Annotated in this window: 14 protein-coding genes; 12 read left to right on the forward strand and 2 right to left on the reverse strand. The window is 56.1% G+C overall.

Going from position 1 to position 15,027, the window contains the following annotated elements; translation table 11 throughout:
• The first annotated feature begins 142 nt into the window (after positions 1-142).
• From V1587_RS04260 to pspG, 3 genes are all read left to right on the forward strand, one after another.
• Positions 143-1,453, forward strand: a complete 1,311-nt coding sequence (locus tag V1587_RS04260) for a conjugal transfer protein TraF (RefSeq protein WP_371899553.1) — start codon at positions 143-145, stop codon at positions 1,451-1,453.
• An 81-nt stretch (positions 1,454-1,534) separates the two neighbouring features.
• Positions 1,535-2,530: a tRNA dihydrouridine(20/20a) synthase DusA gene (dusA, locus tag V1587_RS04265; RefSeq protein ID WP_371899552.1), complete on the forward strand. Its 996-nt coding sequence runs from the start codon at positions 1,535-1,537 to the stop codon at positions 2,528-2,530.
• A 136-nt stretch (positions 2,531-2,666) separates the two neighbouring features.
• Positions 2,667-2,909: an envelope stress response protein PspG gene (gene pspG, locus V1587_RS04270; RefSeq protein ID WP_371899551.1), complete on the forward strand. Its 243-nt coding sequence runs from the start codon at positions 2,667-2,669 to the stop codon at positions 2,907-2,909.
• Positions 2,910-3,093: 184 nt separating this feature from the next.
• On the opposite strand, the gene V1587_RS04275 is transcribed toward pspG, so the two are convergent.
• A complete protein-coding gene (locus tag V1587_RS04275) occupies positions 3,094-4,077 on the reverse strand; it encodes a quinone oxidoreductase (RefSeq protein ID WP_371899550.1) in 984 nt (327 codons plus the stop codon).
• A gap of 66 nt (positions 4,078-4,143) precedes the next feature.
• Here V1587_RS04275 and dnaB point away from each other — a divergent pair, with 66 nt between their 5' ends.
• The 8 genes from dnaB to V1587_RS04315 all read left to right on the forward strand — a co-directional run bounded on the left by dnaB (position 4,144) and on the right by V1587_RS04315 (position 11,367).
• Positions 4,144-5,556, forward strand: a complete 1,413-nt coding sequence (dnaB, locus tag V1587_RS04280; protein WP_023310046.1) for a replicative DNA helicase — start codon at positions 4,144-4,146, stop codon at positions 5,554-5,556.
• Positions 5,557-5,572: 16 nt separating this feature from the next.
• Positions 5,573-6,652, forward strand: a complete 1,080-nt coding sequence (gene alr, locus V1587_RS04285; RefSeq protein WP_047059583.1) for an alanine racemase — start codon at positions 5,573-5,575, stop codon at positions 6,650-6,652.
• 22 nt (positions 6,653-6,674) lie between these two features.
• On the forward strand, positions 6,675-7,232 hold the full coding sequence (gene pnuC / locus V1587_RS04290) for a nicotinamide riboside transporter PnuC (RefSeq protein ID WP_023293520.1): 558 nt from the start codon (positions 6,675-6,677) through the stop codon (positions 7,230-7,232).
• A complete protein-coding gene (locus tag V1587_RS04295) occupies positions 7,229-8,239 on the forward strand; it encodes an AAA family ATPase (RefSeq protein WP_371899549.1) in 1,011 nt (336 codons plus the stop codon). Before pnuC ends, V1587_RS04295 begins: the two co-directional genes overlap by 4 nt.
• A 75-nt stretch (positions 8,240-8,314) precedes the next feature.
• Complete coding sequence (tyrB, locus tag V1587_RS04300; protein ID WP_371899548.1) at positions 8,315-9,508, forward strand: aromatic amino acid transaminase; 1,194 nt, start codon at positions 8,315-8,317, stop codon at positions 9,506-9,508.
• A gap of 259 nt (positions 9,509-9,767) precedes the next feature.
• Positions 9,768-10,481, forward strand: coding sequence for an acid phosphatase AphA (gene aphA, locus V1587_RS04305; protein ID WP_045909173.1), 714 nt, complete (start codon positions 9,768-9,770; stop codon positions 10,479-10,481).
• Positions 10,482-10,594: 113 nt separating this feature from the next.
• Positions 10,595-11,011: a secondary thiamine-phosphate synthase enzyme YjbQ gene (locus V1587_RS04310; protein ID WP_045909174.1), complete on the forward strand. Its 417-nt coding sequence runs from the start codon at positions 10,595-10,597 to the stop codon at positions 11,009-11,011.
• A gap of 2 nt (positions 11,012-11,013) precedes the next feature.
• On the forward strand, positions 11,014-11,367 hold the full coding sequence (locus V1587_RS04315) for an MmcQ/YjbR family DNA-binding protein (protein WP_371899547.1): 354 nt from the start codon (positions 11,014-11,016) through the stop codon (positions 11,365-11,367).
• Between the two features lie 3 nt (positions 11,368-11,370).
• On the opposite strand, the gene uvrA is transcribed toward V1587_RS04315, so the two are convergent.
• Positions 11,371-14,193 carry an excinuclease ABC subunit UvrA gene (uvrA, locus tag V1587_RS04320; RefSeq protein ID WP_045328845.1) on the reverse strand — a complete coding sequence of 941 codons (2,823 nt, stop codon included), beginning with the start codon at positions 14,191-14,193 and terminating at the stop codon, positions 11,371-11,373.
• A 251-nt stretch (positions 14,194-14,444) separates the two neighbouring features.
• On the opposite strand from uvrA, the gene ssb1 reads away from it, so the two are divergent.
• Entirely contained in the window at positions 14,445-14,975 is a 531-nt protein-coding gene (gene ssb1, locus V1587_RS04325; protein ID WP_023310055.1) for a single-stranded DNA-binding protein SSB1, read from the forward strand.
• The last annotated feature ends 52 nt before the right edge of the window (positions 14,976-15,027 follow it).

Consider the following 15,027-nt stretch of genomic DNA (forward strand, 5'->3'; position numbering starts at 1 on the left):
ACAAAATATAACAGGCCGTAAGGGAGTTTTACTTAGGGAAAGAAATAGCGGGTCTTTTACTACTTATTCACAGCAATAGTTCGTTCCTGTTTGGGTGATAACAGACAGGGGTTATTTCATAACAGACTATAACGGGCATACTGTGAAAAAAAATTTTAAATTTTCGGTGGTTAGCATTGCTGTTTCCTTGTTTATGGCAAATCAGGCGGGAGCAGCCAATACCTGGACAGAATCACGCAGCGACGCCATGGGTGGCACCGGCGTGGCGTCGGGAAGCTATGGCAGTGGGGCGTTAATCAACCCGGCGCTGCTGGCAAAGGCAAAACCGGACGATGATGTGACTGTCATCTTGCCAGCCGTTGGGGTGCAGGTGACGGATGAAGACAATCTTCAGGATGAGATTGATACCATCAACGACAAAATTAATCACTACAAGGATGTGGTTGATAATCTTACGCCACGAGAAATTATTACCAATCCGTTAGGTTCCATTAATCAATTCCAGGGCGCGGCCAAAGATCTGGCCGATGAGCTGGACTATCTCAAAGGCAAAACCGCACGCGCAACGGCTGGTGCAGGGCTTGCGGTGAGTATCCCTAACGATGTCCTTTCCGTCGCCTTCATGGCGAAAGGTTATGCACATGGCCGGGTGAGCTCGTCTATCGATCAGCAAGACATTGATTATCTGCGTGGTATTCAACGAAGTAATGTGGTGGCGGCCGGTGTTGCGCTGGATGCTGCGCTGAACGGTACGGATCAGATCACCAAGAACCTCAACTCAACGGCGTCCGGCCGGGCGGCGATTGTCTCCGACTACGGTGTTGCCGTTGCCCGTCAGTTTGATCTCGGCGGCGTCCCGGTTTCCGTGGGCGTAACACCAAAACTGCAAAAAACCTGGGTCTATAACTACACCACCTCAATCTACGATTACGACAGTAACAAGTGGAACGACAGCCGCTACCGTACTGACGATACGGGCTTCAACGTGGATGCCGGTATTGCGGCCGATTTCGGCGAACACTGGACCGTTGGCGTAAGCGGACAAAACCTGATGTCGCGTGATATCGACACCAAAGATATCCGTATCCGCAATGGCCGTACGGGAGAAGTGGTGAGCTATAAAGACACCTATCAGATCCGTCCGCTGGTGACCGCCGGTGCCGCCTGGCACAACGATCTGGTGACGCTGACCGCCGATGGCGATCTGACGGAAACCAAAGGCTTCAAGAGCGAAGATACGTCGCAGTATGTTGGCGTCGGTGCCGAGGTGACGCCGCTCAGCTGGCTGGCGGTGCGTGCGGGTTATCGCGCGGACGTAAAGGGTAACGACAGTAATGTATTTACCGGCGGTGTCGGTTTCGCGCCGTTTAGCACCGTGCATGTTGACCTTATGGGCCTGTACGGTGAAGACGAAACCTGGGGCGCAGGAGCTCAGCTGAGCATGACGTTCTAAAGTCCACCGGAGGCGCTGCGCCTCCGGCTTTTCTTTGTGCTATAGTAGCGCCCCTTTCCACCAGATGCTTAAAACTTCGCCATGTCGTCAGAATCACAGACCACTTTCCCCGCACACCGTTTCTCCATTGCGCCGATGCTCGACTGGACGGACAGACACTGCCGCTATTTCCTGCGCCTGCTCTCCCGCCACACGTTGCTGTACACCGAAATGGTGACCACGGGCGCAATCATTCACGGGAAGGGCGACTATCTGGCCTTTAGCGAAGAAGAGCATCCGGTTGCCCTGCAGCTGGGCGGCAGCGATCCGGCCGCGCTGGCGCAGTGCGCGAAGCTGGCGGAAGAACGCGGCTACGACGAGATCAACCTTAACGTTGGCTGCCCGTCAGATCGCGTGCAAAACGGCATGTTTGGCGCCTGTCTGATGGGGAATGCCCAGCTGGTAGCGGACTGTATCAAGGCGATGCGCGATGTGGTTTCCATTCCGGTAACGGTCAAAACCCGTATCGGCATTGACGACCAGGACAGCTACGAGTTCCTGTGCGATTTCATCAATACGGTCTCCGGAAAGGGCGAATGTGAGATGTTCATCATCCATGCGCGAAAAGCCTGGCTCTCCGGCCTTAGCCCGAAAGAGAACCGTGAAATCCCGCCGCTGGACTACCCGCGCGTTTATCAGCTGAAGCGTGACTTCCCGCACCTGACGATGTCCATTAACGGCGGCATCAAGTCGCTGGAAGAGGCCAAAGCGCACCTTGAACATATGGATGGGGTGATGGTTGGGCGCGAGGCGTATCAGAATCCGGGCATTCTGGCGACGGTCGATCGCGAAATCTTTGGCATCGAAGGCGCAGACACCGATCCGGTTGCCGTCGTGCGGGCGATGTATCCTTACATTGAGCGCGAGCTGAGCAACGGTACGTATCTCGGCCATATCACCCGCCATATGCTTGGGCTGTTCCAGGGCATTCCGGGCGCGCGTCAGTGGCGTCGCTACCTGAGCGAAAACGCACATAAAGCCGGTGCAGATATTGAGGTGCTGGAACATGCGTTGCGACTAGTGGCAGACAAGCGATAACTTTCGCTAAAAGTTCGTCAAATTCACCACGCCCTGCGAATTCTCGCGGGGCGTTTTGCTTTAAGAACAACAGGTTATGTCTGGCATGATTCTTGTAATGTTTGCAGCATCATTCGGGAACTCGTGGGAGAGCACCATGCTGGAACTACTTTTTGTGATTGGCTTTTTTGTCATGCTGTTAGCAACGGGCATCTCGCTGCTCGGCATTCTGGCGGCTATCGCTGTGGCGACGGTCTTCATGTTTATTGGCGGACTGTTTGCCCTGACGATCAAACTGCTGCCGTGGTTACTGCTGGCCGTGGCGGTGGTGTGGGTGATACGGGCGATTAAAGCGCCAAAAGTGCCCGGTTATCAGCGCAATAACCGCTTTCGTTACTAAGGTATTGAGGGGTTCGTCACATAGTTGTAACTTTTCCGGCAGCATGGCTTAGAACAGAATAGGATTTACTTATCGAATCTGTCACTATGACTGCCGTTAAAGAATTCATCGAGCTGTACCCTACATACAGCCGAACTAAAAAAAGAAAGGGCTTCCCACGGGAAGCCCAATTTCTTTTTGGGACTCAGGGAATCAACAAACTCGACCCCTGCGTTGCCCGGCTCTCCAGCACCTCATGCGCGCGCTGCGCATCGGTTAGCGGATATTTCTGCGTCTCTGCCACATCAACCTTAATGACGCCGCTGGCGATCAGCGAGAACAGCTCGTTGCTGGCTTCCTCAAGTTCTTCCCGGTTGGTGATGTATCCTTGCAGGGAAGGGCGAGTTACATACAGCGAGCCTTTCTGGTTCAGAATGCCGAGATTCACGCCGGTGACTGCACCTGACGCATTCCCGAAGCTCACCATCAGCCCACGACGCTGCAGGCAGTCCAGCGACGCTTCCCAGGTGTCTTTTCCAACCGAGTCATACACCACGCGCACCTTATTGCCGTTAGTGATCTCCTTCAGCCGTTCGACAATGCTCTCTTCACGGTAGTTAATCACCTGCCAGGCGCCCGCCTGCAGCGCGCGCTGCGCTTTTTGCGCATTTCCAACGGTGCCGATCAGCTTCGCGCCCAGTGCTTTTGCCCACTGACAGGCGATGAGCCCGACGCCACCCGCTGCGGCATGAAACAGGAACTGCTCGTCGGGTTTGATTTCATAGGTTTTGCGCAGCAGGTAGTAAACCGTCAAACCTTTCAGGAACGAGGCTGCCGCCTGCTCAAAGGAGATGGCGTTAGGCAGCAGGGCGGCTTTATCCGCCGGAACGTTGTGGACGGAGCTGTAAGCGCCCAGCGCAGACTGCGCATACACCACGCGGTCGCCCTCTTTAATATGTTTGACCGCGCTGCCCACTTTAACGACGACACCGGCTGCCTCGGTGCCCAGGCCGCTCGGCATTGACGGAGGCGGGTAGAGACCGCCGCGAATATAGGTGTCGATGTAGTTTATGCCTATGGCTTTGTTTTCAACCTGTACTTCGTTTTCGCCAGGCGCGGCAGGGGTGAACTCTACCGCTTTCAGTACGTCTGGCCCACCGTGTTTCTGGAATTCAATGCGCGTTGCCATGCTCCCTCCGTAAGAAAAATATGGTAATCTTTCGACCCACTCTTTATCTCGGTAACTCCATTCACTATGGCAGGAAACAAACCCTTCAACAAACAGACTGAACCTCGCGAGCGTGATTTCCAGGTCGCAGGGTTAAAAGTCCCGCCGCACTCGATTGAAGCGGAACAGTCGGTGTTGGGCGGTTTAATGCTGGATAACGAACGCTGGGACGACGTCGCCGAGCGCGTCGTGGCGGAAGATTTCTACACCCGCCCGCACCGCCATATCTTTACCGAAATGGCGCGTCTGCAGGAGTCGGGCAGCCCGATCGACCTGATTACGCTCGCGGAATCGCTGGAGCGTCTTGGGCAACTCGACAGCTGCGGCGGTTTTGCCTATCTGGCGGAACTGTCAAAAAACACGCCAAGTGCGGCGAACATCAGCGCTTATGCCGATATCGTGCGCGAACGTGCCGTCGTCCGCGAGATGATCTCGGTGGCGAACGAGATCGCAGAAGCCGGTTTTGATCCGCAGGGTCGCACCAGCGAAGACCTGCTCGACCTTGCCGAGTCCCGCGTCTTTAAAATCGCGGAAAGCCGCGCCAATAAAGACGAAGGCCCAAAAAACATCGCCGATGTGCTCGATGCCACCGTCGCCCGTATCGAACAGCTGTTCCAGCAGCCGCACGACGGTGTGACCGGGGTAAACACCGGCTATGACGATCTCAACAAGAAAACCGCCGGCCTGCAGCCGTCGGATTTGATTATCGTCGCGGCGCGTCCGTCGATGGGTAAAACGACATTTGCGATGAACCTCGTCGAAAACGCGGCGATGTTGCAGGATAAGCCGGTACTCATTTTCAGTCTTGAGATGCCCTCCGAGCAGATTATGATGCGTTCTCTGGCGTCGCTCTCGCGCGTGGATCAGACCCGCATTCGTACCGGTCAGCTCGATGATGAAGACTGGGCGCGCATCTCCGGCACAATGGGCATTCTGCTGGAAAAACGTAACATCTATATCGATGACTCCTCCGGCCTGACGCCGACGGAAGTCCGTTCCCGCGCGCGTCGTATCGCCCGTGAACACGGCGGTATCGGCCTTATCATGATCGACTACCTTCAGCTGATGCGCGTCCCATCGCTCTCCGACAACCGTACGCTTGAGATCGCCGAGATTTCCCGCTCGCTCAAGGCGCTAGCCAAAGAGCTGCACGTGCCGGTCGTTGCGCTGTCGCAGCTTAACCGTTCACTGGAACAACGCGCCGACAAGCGCCCGGTCAACTCCGACCTGCGTGAATCCGGCTCCATCGAGCAGGATGCCGACTTAATCATGTTCATCTACCGTGATGAGGTTTATCACGAGAACAGCGACCTGAAAGGGATCGCCGAAATTATTATTGGTAAACAACGTAACGGCCCGATCGGGACGGTGCGCCTGACCTTTAACGGACAGTGGTCGCGTTTCGACAACTATGCCGGTCCTCAATATGATGATGAGTAATTTCTAAGGAATTCAAATGCAAGCGGCAACTGTTGTGATTAACCGCCGCGCTCTGCGACACAACCTGCAACGTCTGCGTGAACTGGCGCCCGCCAGCAAGCTCGTTGCAGTCGTGAAAGCGAACGCTTACGGACACGGTCTTCTTGAGACCGCGCGAACGCTCCCCGATGCCGACGCCTTTGGCGTCGCCCGTCTTGAAGAAGCCCTTCGCCTGCGCGCGGGGGGGATTACTCAACCGATTTTGCTGCTGGAAGGCTTTTTCGAAGCCACAGATTTGCCGACCATTGCTGACCAGCATCTTCACACGGCAGTGCATAATGAAGAACAGCTCGCCGCACTCGAAACCGCTGAACTGAGCGAGCCGGTGACCGTGTGGATGAAGCTTGATACGGGCATGCACCGTCTGGGCGTGCGTCCGGAAAGTGCGGAAGCGTTTTATCAGCGCTTATGCCGGTGTAAAAACGTGCGCCAGCCGGTGAATATTGTCAGCCACTTCGCCCGCGCCGATGAGCCCGAGTGCGGTGCGACCGAGCGCCAGCTGGATATCTTTAATACCTTCTGCGAAGGCAAGCCGGGGATGCGATCGATCGCCGCATCCGGCGGGATCCTGCTGTGGCCGCAGTCGCATTTCGACTGGGCGCGACCGGGCATCATTCTCTACGGCGTGTCGCCGCTGGAGAACAAACCCTGGGGGCCGGACTTTGGCTTCCAGCCGGTTATGTCGCTGGTCTCTAACCTGATTGCCGTGCGTGATCATAAAGCGGGCGAGCCGGTGGGCTACGGCGGTACCTGGACCAGCGAGCGTGATACCCGTCTCGGCGTGGTGGCGATGGGATATGGTGACGGCTATCCGCGCGCCGCACCGTCGGGCACGCCGGTTCTGGTCAACGGTCGCGAGGTGAAGATCGTCGGCCGCGTGGCGATGGACATGATTTGTGTCGATCTTGGGCCTGAAGCCCAGGATAAGCCTGGCGACGATGTGGTGATGTGGGGCGAAGGTTTGCCTGTTGAACGTATTGCTGAAATCACAAAAGTAAGTGCTTACGAACTTATCACGCGTCTGACCTCGCGGGTGGCGATGAAATACATCGACTAACATTTCATTCCAGGGAAGGATAATGTCCCCTTCAGAAATCGCTGCATGTCTGGCCTATGCTCTCTCCGTCTGGCTGGCCGCCAGAAATAATATCCATACGTGGTGGATTGGCATCATCGGTAGCGGGCTTTATGCCTGGGTCTTCTATTCTGTGCAGCTTTATGCTGACGTTACCCTGCAGTTCTTTTTCATCATAACGAGCATAACCGGCTGGCTGCATTGGCTTAAAGGCAATCATGGAGAGGTCTTGCCTGTTCGTCGTACCAGACCGGGACATTTTTTTATGCTTTTAGCCTGCGCCGTAAGCGTAGCAGCGGCGTACGGGTGGATATTGCATCTCTATACCAATGCATGGGCCCCCTGGCTGGACTCCATCATTTTGACATTCAGCATTCTTGCTCAGTTTATGTTGATGGGACGGCGTCTGGAAAACTGGTACATCTGGCTTGCTGTTAACACGCTGGCAGTACCGCTGTACGCGACGAGAGAACTGTATCTGACCGCCGGTTTATATCTGGTGTTTTGGTTTAATGCGTGGCACGGACTGTATCAGTGGCGCAAGGAGATCCGTGCGCAATGACGCTGTATACCAACGGCCTGGTGGTAGGCAAATTCGCACCATTACATGCAGGCCATGAAGCGCTTATCAATACGGCACTTGAGCAGTGCGAGACGGTCTGTATCATCAGCTATTCGTCGCCGGAAATACGCGGTTACGAACCTGAAAAGCGGCTTAACTGGTTAACAACGCGCTTCCCACAATGTCGCCATCTCGTGCTTTCGCCGCATGTGTTGGCTGCAAATGGCCTTGCGCCACCGCCACCGAATGACGCTGATGACGATCTTCACCGGCATTATGTTGCAACGCTGTGTGAGGACATTTTGCATTGTCAGCCAGAGGCGGTATTTACTGCCGAAGACTATGGAGACGGGTTTGCCACTGTCCTGAGCCAGCGTTTCGGACGACCGGTTGCGCACGTGCGTCTCCAGCGTCAACAGGGACCAGAGGCCCCTTCGGGAACGCTCATCCGTTCTGATGTTCATCGTTATCGTAAGATGATGTCCCCAGAGGTGTACCGAAGCTTTGTTTTTCGTATCTGCTTATTAGGTGGAGAATCGACGGGCAAAAGCACGCTAGCAAAGGCACTGGCGCAGACGCTTAACGTTCCGTACGTTGCAGAGTATGGTCGTGAACACTGGGAAGCGAAGAACGGCATCCTGGAGCTGGAGGATTTGCTGCATATTGCCCGCGAGCAAGTGCGCAGGGAAGCATTAGCCTGCACGGCGCCTTATCTGGTCTGTGATACGTCACCTTTAACGACCCTGTTTTACGCACTCGATCAGTTTGGCAGCGCGCCGCAGGCGTTAAAGGAGTTAGCTGAACGAGACTATGCACTGGTCGTACTTTGCGGAGATGAATTTCCGTTTGTACAGGATGGCACCCGGCAGGGCGAGGCGTTTCGCCACAGACAGCAGGTATGGTATGAAGCAGAGCTATCGGCACGAAATATTCCTTTTCTGCGCGTGCAGGGCTCACTGCCTGAGCGAATCGATCACATTTGCCGATATATCCAGGAACTGATCTGATATCGCTCTCGACCTTCATCTGCTTCCGGTTTATTGTTGAAATCCCTGCCTCATCGAATTCCGGAGAACCATCGCGTGTTTCAGAAAGTTGACGCCTATGCCGGCGACCCTATCCTCTCCTTAATGGAGCGTTTCAAAGAAGATCCTCGCAGCGACAAAGTGAACCTCAGCATCGGTCTGTATTACAACGAGGATGGCATTATCCCTCAATTAAAAGCCGTAGCTGAAGCCGAAGCGCGTCTGAACGCTGTTCCACACGGCGCTTCTCTGTATCTGCCGATGGAAGGGCTAAACGCTTATCGCAACACCATCGCGCCGCTGCTGTTCGGCGCCGATCACGCGGTGCTCGCGCAAAAACGCGTGGCGACCATCCAGACGCTGGGCGGCTCGGGCGCGCTGAAAGTGGGCGCAGACTTCCTGAAAAAATATTTCCCGGATTCAGGCGTGTGGGTCAGCGACCCGACGTGGGAAAACCACGTTGCGATCTTCGAGGGCGCGGGCTTTAAGGTGGCGACCTATCCGTGGTTCGACAGCGAAACGAACGGCGTGCGCGTTGATGCGCTGCTGGAAAAACTGAACACACTGCCGGAGCGCAGTATTGTGCTGTTGCATCCGTGCTGCCATAACCCGACCGGTGCCGATCTCACCAATGCCCAGTGGGATGCGGTGATTGAGGTGCTGAAGGCCCGTAACCTGATCCCATTCCTCGATATCGCCTATCAGGGCTTTGGCGCAGGTATGGAAGAAGACGCCTATGCCATCCGCGCCGCTGCCAGCGCCGGGCTGCCTGTTCTGGTGAGTAACTCCTTCTCTAAAATCTTCTCCCTGTACGGTGAACGCGTTGGTGGTCTTTCCGTGGTATGTGAAGACGCCGAAGCAGCCAGCCGCGTGCTGGGTCAGCTGAAAGCGACGGTGCGCCGTATCTACTCCAGCCCGCCAAACTTTGGTGCGCAGGTGGTGGCAACGGTTCTCGGTGACGAAACGCTGAAAGCGTCCTGGCTTGGCGAAGTGGAGGCGATGCGTAAGCGCATCCTGTCGATGCGTCAGGAGTTGGTTAATGTCCTGAAAGAAGCTGTGCCAGGGCATAACTTTGATTATCTGCTCAAGCAGCGCGGGATGTTCAGCTATACCGGACTGAGCACGGCGCAGGTCGATCGCCTGCGCGAAGAGTTCGGCGTCTACCTGATCGCCAGCGGCCGTATGTGCGTGGCGGGCCTGAATGCCGGCAACGTTCACCGCGTGGCACAGGCGTTTGCAGCTGTGATGTAAGTACTCACTACTTATTATCCCCCTCTCCCTGTGGGAGAGGGCTGGGGTGAGGGCATCAGGCCGCAGAAAATCTTGCCCGGTGGCGGCTGCGCCTTACCGGGCCTACATCATTCATCCACTCTTTGTGATCGTCTTCTTTTTATTCCGCTTCATAAGCAAAAACTCCTTCCCTTCACCTCCCGCTGGGGTTATGGTCGGATAGTTTTTTGACCATTCACTCAAAATAAAACGATAACAAGCTGAATATTCAGGGGAAAATATGCGCAAAATCACACTGGCGCTCAGCGCCGCCTGCTTATTGTTCTCACTTAACAGCGCCGTCGTCGCGCGAGCTTCCGCCCCGACGCCGCTTTACACCGGCACTACCGCCGCCATTCTCGCCGAGCAGGCGCCCATTCACTGGGTCTCTGTGGCCCAAATCGAAAACAGCCTGATGGGGCGCCCACCAATGGCCGTGGGCTTCGATATTGACGATACCGTCTTGTTCTCAAGCCCAGGATTCTGGCGCGGCAAAAAAATGTATTCTCCCGACAGCGAAGCGTATCTGAAGAACCCGGAGTTCTGGGAAAAGATGAATAACGGCTGGGACGAGTACAGCATTCCGAAAGAGGTCGCCCGGGCGGTAATTGCTATGCATGTTAAGCGTGGCGACAGTATTTATTTCGTCACCGGTCGTAGCCAGACCAAAACGGAAACCGTCTCCAGAACACTGCAGGACGATTTCCAGATCCCGGCAGCCAACATGAACCCGGTCATTTTTGCCGGTGACAAAGAGGGGCAAAACACCAAAATCCAGTGGCTGGAAAAGAAAAACATCAAAGTGTTTTATGGCGATTCGGATAACGACATTACCGCCGCGCAGGATGCAGGAGCCAGAGGGATCAGGGTGTTACGCGCGTCTAACTCAACCTATCGACCGCTGCCGATGGCCGGAAAGTTTGGCGAAGAGGTGATCGTCAACTCGGAGTACTGAGTCCCTGGCAGCGAGTTTGACTCTTTTTTAATCAAATCTCGCTGCTGCGGGTTTTACCTTTCGTCTTCTTGCTGCACACTTAGAAAGATTCATCTTTCATCATGGAGCAGCCTATGTGGTACCAACAGACCCTGACCTTAAGCGCGAAGCCACGCGGATTTCACCTGGTGACGGATGAAGTCATCGGGCAACTCCGCGACCTGTCGCGCGTCAGAACGGGTTTGCTGCATCTGCTGCTTCAGCATACGTCTGCCTCTCTGACGCTGAATGAAAATTGCGATCCCACCGTCCGGTCTGACATGGAGCGGCATTTTCTGAAGAGCGTCCCGGACAACGCCCCTTACGAGCATGACTATGAGGGAGCAGACGATATGCCTTCGCATATTAAATCCTCTTTGCTGGGCGTATCGTTGATGCTGCCGGTCCACAACGGGCGGCTGTTGCTGGGCACGTGGCAGGGGATCTGGCTGGGAGAGCATCGCATTCACGGTGGTTCGCGTAAAATTATCGCCACGCTACAAGGGGAATAAAGATGACAATTTCGGAGATACTTCAGTACTGCATGAGCAAGCCCGGCGCGGAGCAGAGCGTCCACAGCGACTGGAAGGCCACGCAGGTTAAGGTGGGGGATGTGCTGTTTGCGATGGTGAAAGAGGTGGAAGGCCGTCCGGCGGCGTCGCTGAAAACCAGCCCTGAACTGGCCGATTTACTCCGTCAGCAGCATGATGACGTGAGGCCGAGCAAGCACCTCAATAAGGCGCACTGGAGCACCGTCTATCTGGACGGAACGATTCCAGGCTCGCAAATTTACTATCTGGTGGACGCGTCCTATCAGCAGGCGGTTGAGCTGCTGCCGGAAACCACCCGACAGCAGCTCTCCGTGTGACAATTACAGCAACGGTTTGAGGAAGCGCGCGGTGTGCGAGGCTTCGCACTCTGCAACGGTCTCTGGCGTACCGGAGACGAGAATTTCACCGCCGCCGCTGCCGCCTTCCGGGCCGAGATCGACAATCCAGTCCGCGGTTTTAATCACGTCCAGGTTATGTTCGATGACCACGATAGTGTTGCCCTGATCGCGCAGCTGATGCAGCACGTCGAGCAGCTGCTGGATATCGGCAAAGTGCAGGCCGGTGGTCGGCTCATCCAGAATGTAGAGCGTCTGACCGGTGCCGCGTTTTGACAGCTCGCGCGCCAGCTTCACGCGCTGCGCTTCACCGCCGGACAGCGTGGTTGCCGACTGCCCCAGACGAATGTAGGTCAGGCCCACGTCCATCAGCGTCTGCAGCTTACGCGCCAGCGCAGGAACGGCATCAAAGAACTCACGCGCCTCTTCGATGGTCATGTCCAGCACTTCGTGGATGGTCTTGCCCTTGTACTTAATCTCCAGCGTTTCGCGGTTATAGCGCTTGCCTTTGCACTGGTCGCACGGCACGTAGATATCCGGCAGGAAGTGCATCTCAACCTTGATCACGCCGTCGCCCTGGCACGCTTCGCAGCGGCCACCGCGCACGTTAAAGCTGAAACGTCCTGGCGTATAGCCGCGGGAGCGCGCTTCCGGCACACCGGCAAACAGTTCACGTACGGGCGTGAAGACGCCGGTATAGGTTGCCGGGTTAGAGCGCGGCGTACGGCCAATCGGGCTCTGGTCAATGTCGATAACTTTATCGAAATGCTCCAGACCCTGGATGTCGCGGTACGGCGCAGGTTCGGCCAGCGTCGCGCCGTTCAGCGCCGTCTGCGCAATCGGGAACAGCGTATCGTTGATCAGCGTCGATTTACCGGAGCCGGACACGCCGGTGATACAGGTAAACAGGCCAACCGGCAGCGTCAGGGTGACGTCTTTCAGGTTGTTGCCACGCGCGCCGGTCAGCTTCAGCACTTTTTCCGGATCTGCCGCTACGCGCTGTTTTGGCACCTCAATCTTACGCTTGCCGCTCATGTACTGGCCGGTCAGCGATTCGGGCACCGCCATGATGTCTTTCAGCGTCCCTTCTGCAACGACCTGGCCGCCGTGTACGCCAGCGCCAGGGCCAATGTCGATGACGTGGTCAGCCGCGCGGATCGCATCTTCATCGTGCTCGACCACGATTACCGTGTTGCCGAGGTTACGCAGGTGGACCAGCGTGCCGAGCAGGCGCTCGTTGTCCCGCTGGTGCAGGCCGATGGACGGCTCATCCAGCACGTACATCACGCCTACCAGACCCGCGCCAATCTGGCTCGCCAGACGGATACGCTGAGCCTCACCGCCGGAGAGCGTTTCCGCCGAGCGGGAAAGCGTCAGGTAGTTCAGGCCAACGTTCACCAGGAACTTCAGGCGATCGCCAATCTCTTTCAGCACTTTTTCGGCAATTTTCGCGCGTTGACCAGAGAGCTTCAGGTTGTTGAAGAAGTCCATCGCGTGGCCGATGCTCATGTCTGAGATGGTCGGCAGCGCCGTGTTTTCCACAAACACGTGGCGCGCTTCGCGACGCAGGCGCGTACCCTCGCAGGTGGCGCAGGAGCGGTTGCTGATGAACTTTGCCAGCTCTTCGCGCACCGCGCTGGATTCGGTCTCTTTGTAGCGGCGCTCCATATTGTGCAGCACCCCTTCGAACGGGTGGCGACGCACGGAGGTATCACCGCGATCGTTCATGTATTTGAACTCGATGTTCTCTTTACCGGAACCGAATAGGATCACTTTGTGTACGTTCGGGCTCAGGCTGGCCCAAGGCGCTTCAACGTCGAACTTGTAGTGCTCTGCCAGCGACTTCAGCATCTGGAAGTAATAGAAGTTACGCTTGTCCCAGCCGCGAATGGCGCCGCCTGCCAGCGACAGCTCCGGATTCTGGATCACGCGGTCCGGGTCGAAATACTGCTGGACGCCCAGGCCGTCACACGTCGGGCACGCGCCCGCCGGGTTGTTAAAGGAGAACAGGCGCGGTTCCAGCTCGCGCATGCTGTAGCCGCAAATCGGGCAGGCAAAGTTGGCGGAGAAGAGCAGCTCTTCCGCTTTTGGGTCGTCCATGTCGGAGACCACGGCCGTGCCGCCAGAGAGCTCCAGCGCCGTTTCAAACGATTCCGCCAGACGCGTGGCGAGATCGTCGCGCACCTTAAAGCGGTCAATCACCACTTCGATGGTGTGCTTTTTCTGCAGCTCCAGCTTGGGCGGATCGGACAGGTCGCACACTTCGCCGTCGATACGGGCGCGGATATAGCCCTGGCTTGCCAGGTTTTCCAGCGTTTTGGTGTGCTCACCCTTACGCTCTTTGATGATCGGCGCCAGCAGCATCAGGCGCTTGCCTTCCGGCTGCGACAGGACGTTGTCCACCATCTGGCTTACGGTCTGGGCCGCCAACGGGACGTCGTGGTCCGGGCAGCGCGGCTCACCCACGCGGGCATACAGCAGACGCAGGTAGTCATGAATTTCGGTAATGGTACCGACCGTTGAGCGCGGGTTATGCGAGGTAGATTTCTGCTCAATAGAGATAGCAGGGGACAACCCTTCAATGTGGTCGACATCCGGTTTTTCCATCAGCGACAAGAACTGACGCGCGTACGCAGAGAGTGATTCAACGTAACGACGCTGTCCTTCGGCATACAGGGTGTCGAAAGCCAGTGAGGATTTGCCAGACCCCGAAAGCCCGGTCACGACAATGAGTTTGTCGCGAGGGATTATCAGGTTGATATTCTTGAGATTGTGGGTGCGGGCGCCCCGAACTTCGATCTTATCCATTCACCTTTCCCGGTTGGAACACGGATTGCCTGGTTTGTTTGAAGGACAAACGGCTGTCAGAAACGGCTAATTATGACACAATTTGACCTGTTTGAATATACAGTATTGGAATGCATTTTCTGATTGGCTGTGTAACAATGTCGAGTCCGCGAGAGATTTCTGAACCGACTACGCAACTATGCAAATTGCCGCGTGGAAATGGTACACTCGCGCGTTTACACTATTAAGAAACGTATTCAGGAGACACGAACATGGCCAGCAGAGGCGTAAACAAGGTGATTCTCGTCGGTAATCTGGGCCAGGACCCGGAAGTACGCTACATGCCGAGTGGTGGCGCAGTTGCCAACATTACGCTGGCTACTTCCGAATCCTGGCGTGATAAAGCGACCGGTGAGATGAAAGAGCAGACCGAATGGCACCGCGTTGTGCTGTTTGGCAAACTGGCAGAAGTGGCCGGTGAGTATCTGCGTAAAGGTTCTCAGGTGTATATCGAAGGCCAGCTGCGTACCCGCAAATGGACCGATCAGTCCGGTGCTGAGAAGTACACGACTGAAGTAGTAGTTAACGTCGGCGGCACCATGCAGATGCTGGGTGGCCGTCAGGGCGGTGGCGCACCAGCGGGTGGCGGTCAGAGCCAGCAGCAGGGCGGTTGGGGTCAGCCTCAGCAGCCGCAGGGCGGCAACCAGTTCAGCGGCGGCGCACAGTCTCGTCCGCAGCAGCAGTCTGCTCCGGCGCCGTCTAACGAACCGCCAATGGATTTCGACGACGACATTCCGTTCTGATTTCCGAGTACTTAAAACAAAAAACCCAGACCATCGTCTGGGTTTTTTTATT

Source organism: Enterobacter sp. ECC-249 (assembly GCF_043965265.1).
Lineage (GTDB): Bacteria > Pseudomonadota > Gammaproteobacteria > Enterobacterales > Enterobacteriaceae > Enterobacter > Enterobacter quasiroggenkampii.

Coding starts and splice junctions, on each gene's coding strand:
- dusA (WP_371899552.1), top strand. CDS start 1,535: ATGTCGTCAGAATCACAGACCACTTTCCCCGCACACCGTTTCTCCATT.
- V1587_RS04310 (WP_045909174.1), top strand. CDS start 10,595: ATGTGGTACCAACAGACCCTGACCTTAAGCGCGAAGCCACGCGGATTT.
- V1587_RS04315 (WP_371899547.1), top strand. CDS start 11,014: ATGACAATTTCGGAGATACTTCAGTACTGCATGAGCAAGCCCGGCGCG.
- V1587_RS04295 (WP_371899549.1), top strand. CDS start 7,229: ATGACGCTGTATACCAACGGCCTGGTGGTAGGCAAATTCGCACCATTA.
- alr (WP_047059583.1), top strand. CDS start 5,573: ATGCAAGCGGCAACTGTTGTGATTAACCGCCGCGCTCTGCGACACAAC.
- pspG (WP_371899551.1), top strand. CDS start 2,667: ATGCTGGAACTACTTTTTGTGATTGGCTTTTTTGTCATGCTGTTAGCA.
- uvrA (WP_045328845.1), bottom strand. CDS start 14,193: ATGGATAAGATCGAAGTTCGGGGCGCCCGCACCCACAATCTCAAGAAT.
- dnaB (WP_023310046.1), top strand. CDS start 4,144: ATGGCAGGAAACAAACCCTTCAACAAACAGACTGAACCTCGCGAGCGT.
- pnuC (WP_023293520.1), top strand. CDS start 6,675: ATGTCCCCTTCAGAAATCGCTGCATGTCTGGCCTATGCTCTCTCCGTC.
- ssb1 (WP_023310055.1), top strand. CDS start 14,445: ATGGCCAGCAGAGGCGTAAACAAGGTGATTCTCGTCGGTAATCTGGGC.
- aphA (WP_045909173.1), top strand. CDS start 9,768: ATGCGCAAAATCACACTGGCGCTCAGCGCCGCCTGCTTATTGTTCTCA.
- V1587_RS04275 (WP_371899550.1), bottom strand. CDS start 4,077: ATGGCAACGCGCATTGAATTCCAGAAACACGGTGGGCCAGACGTACTG.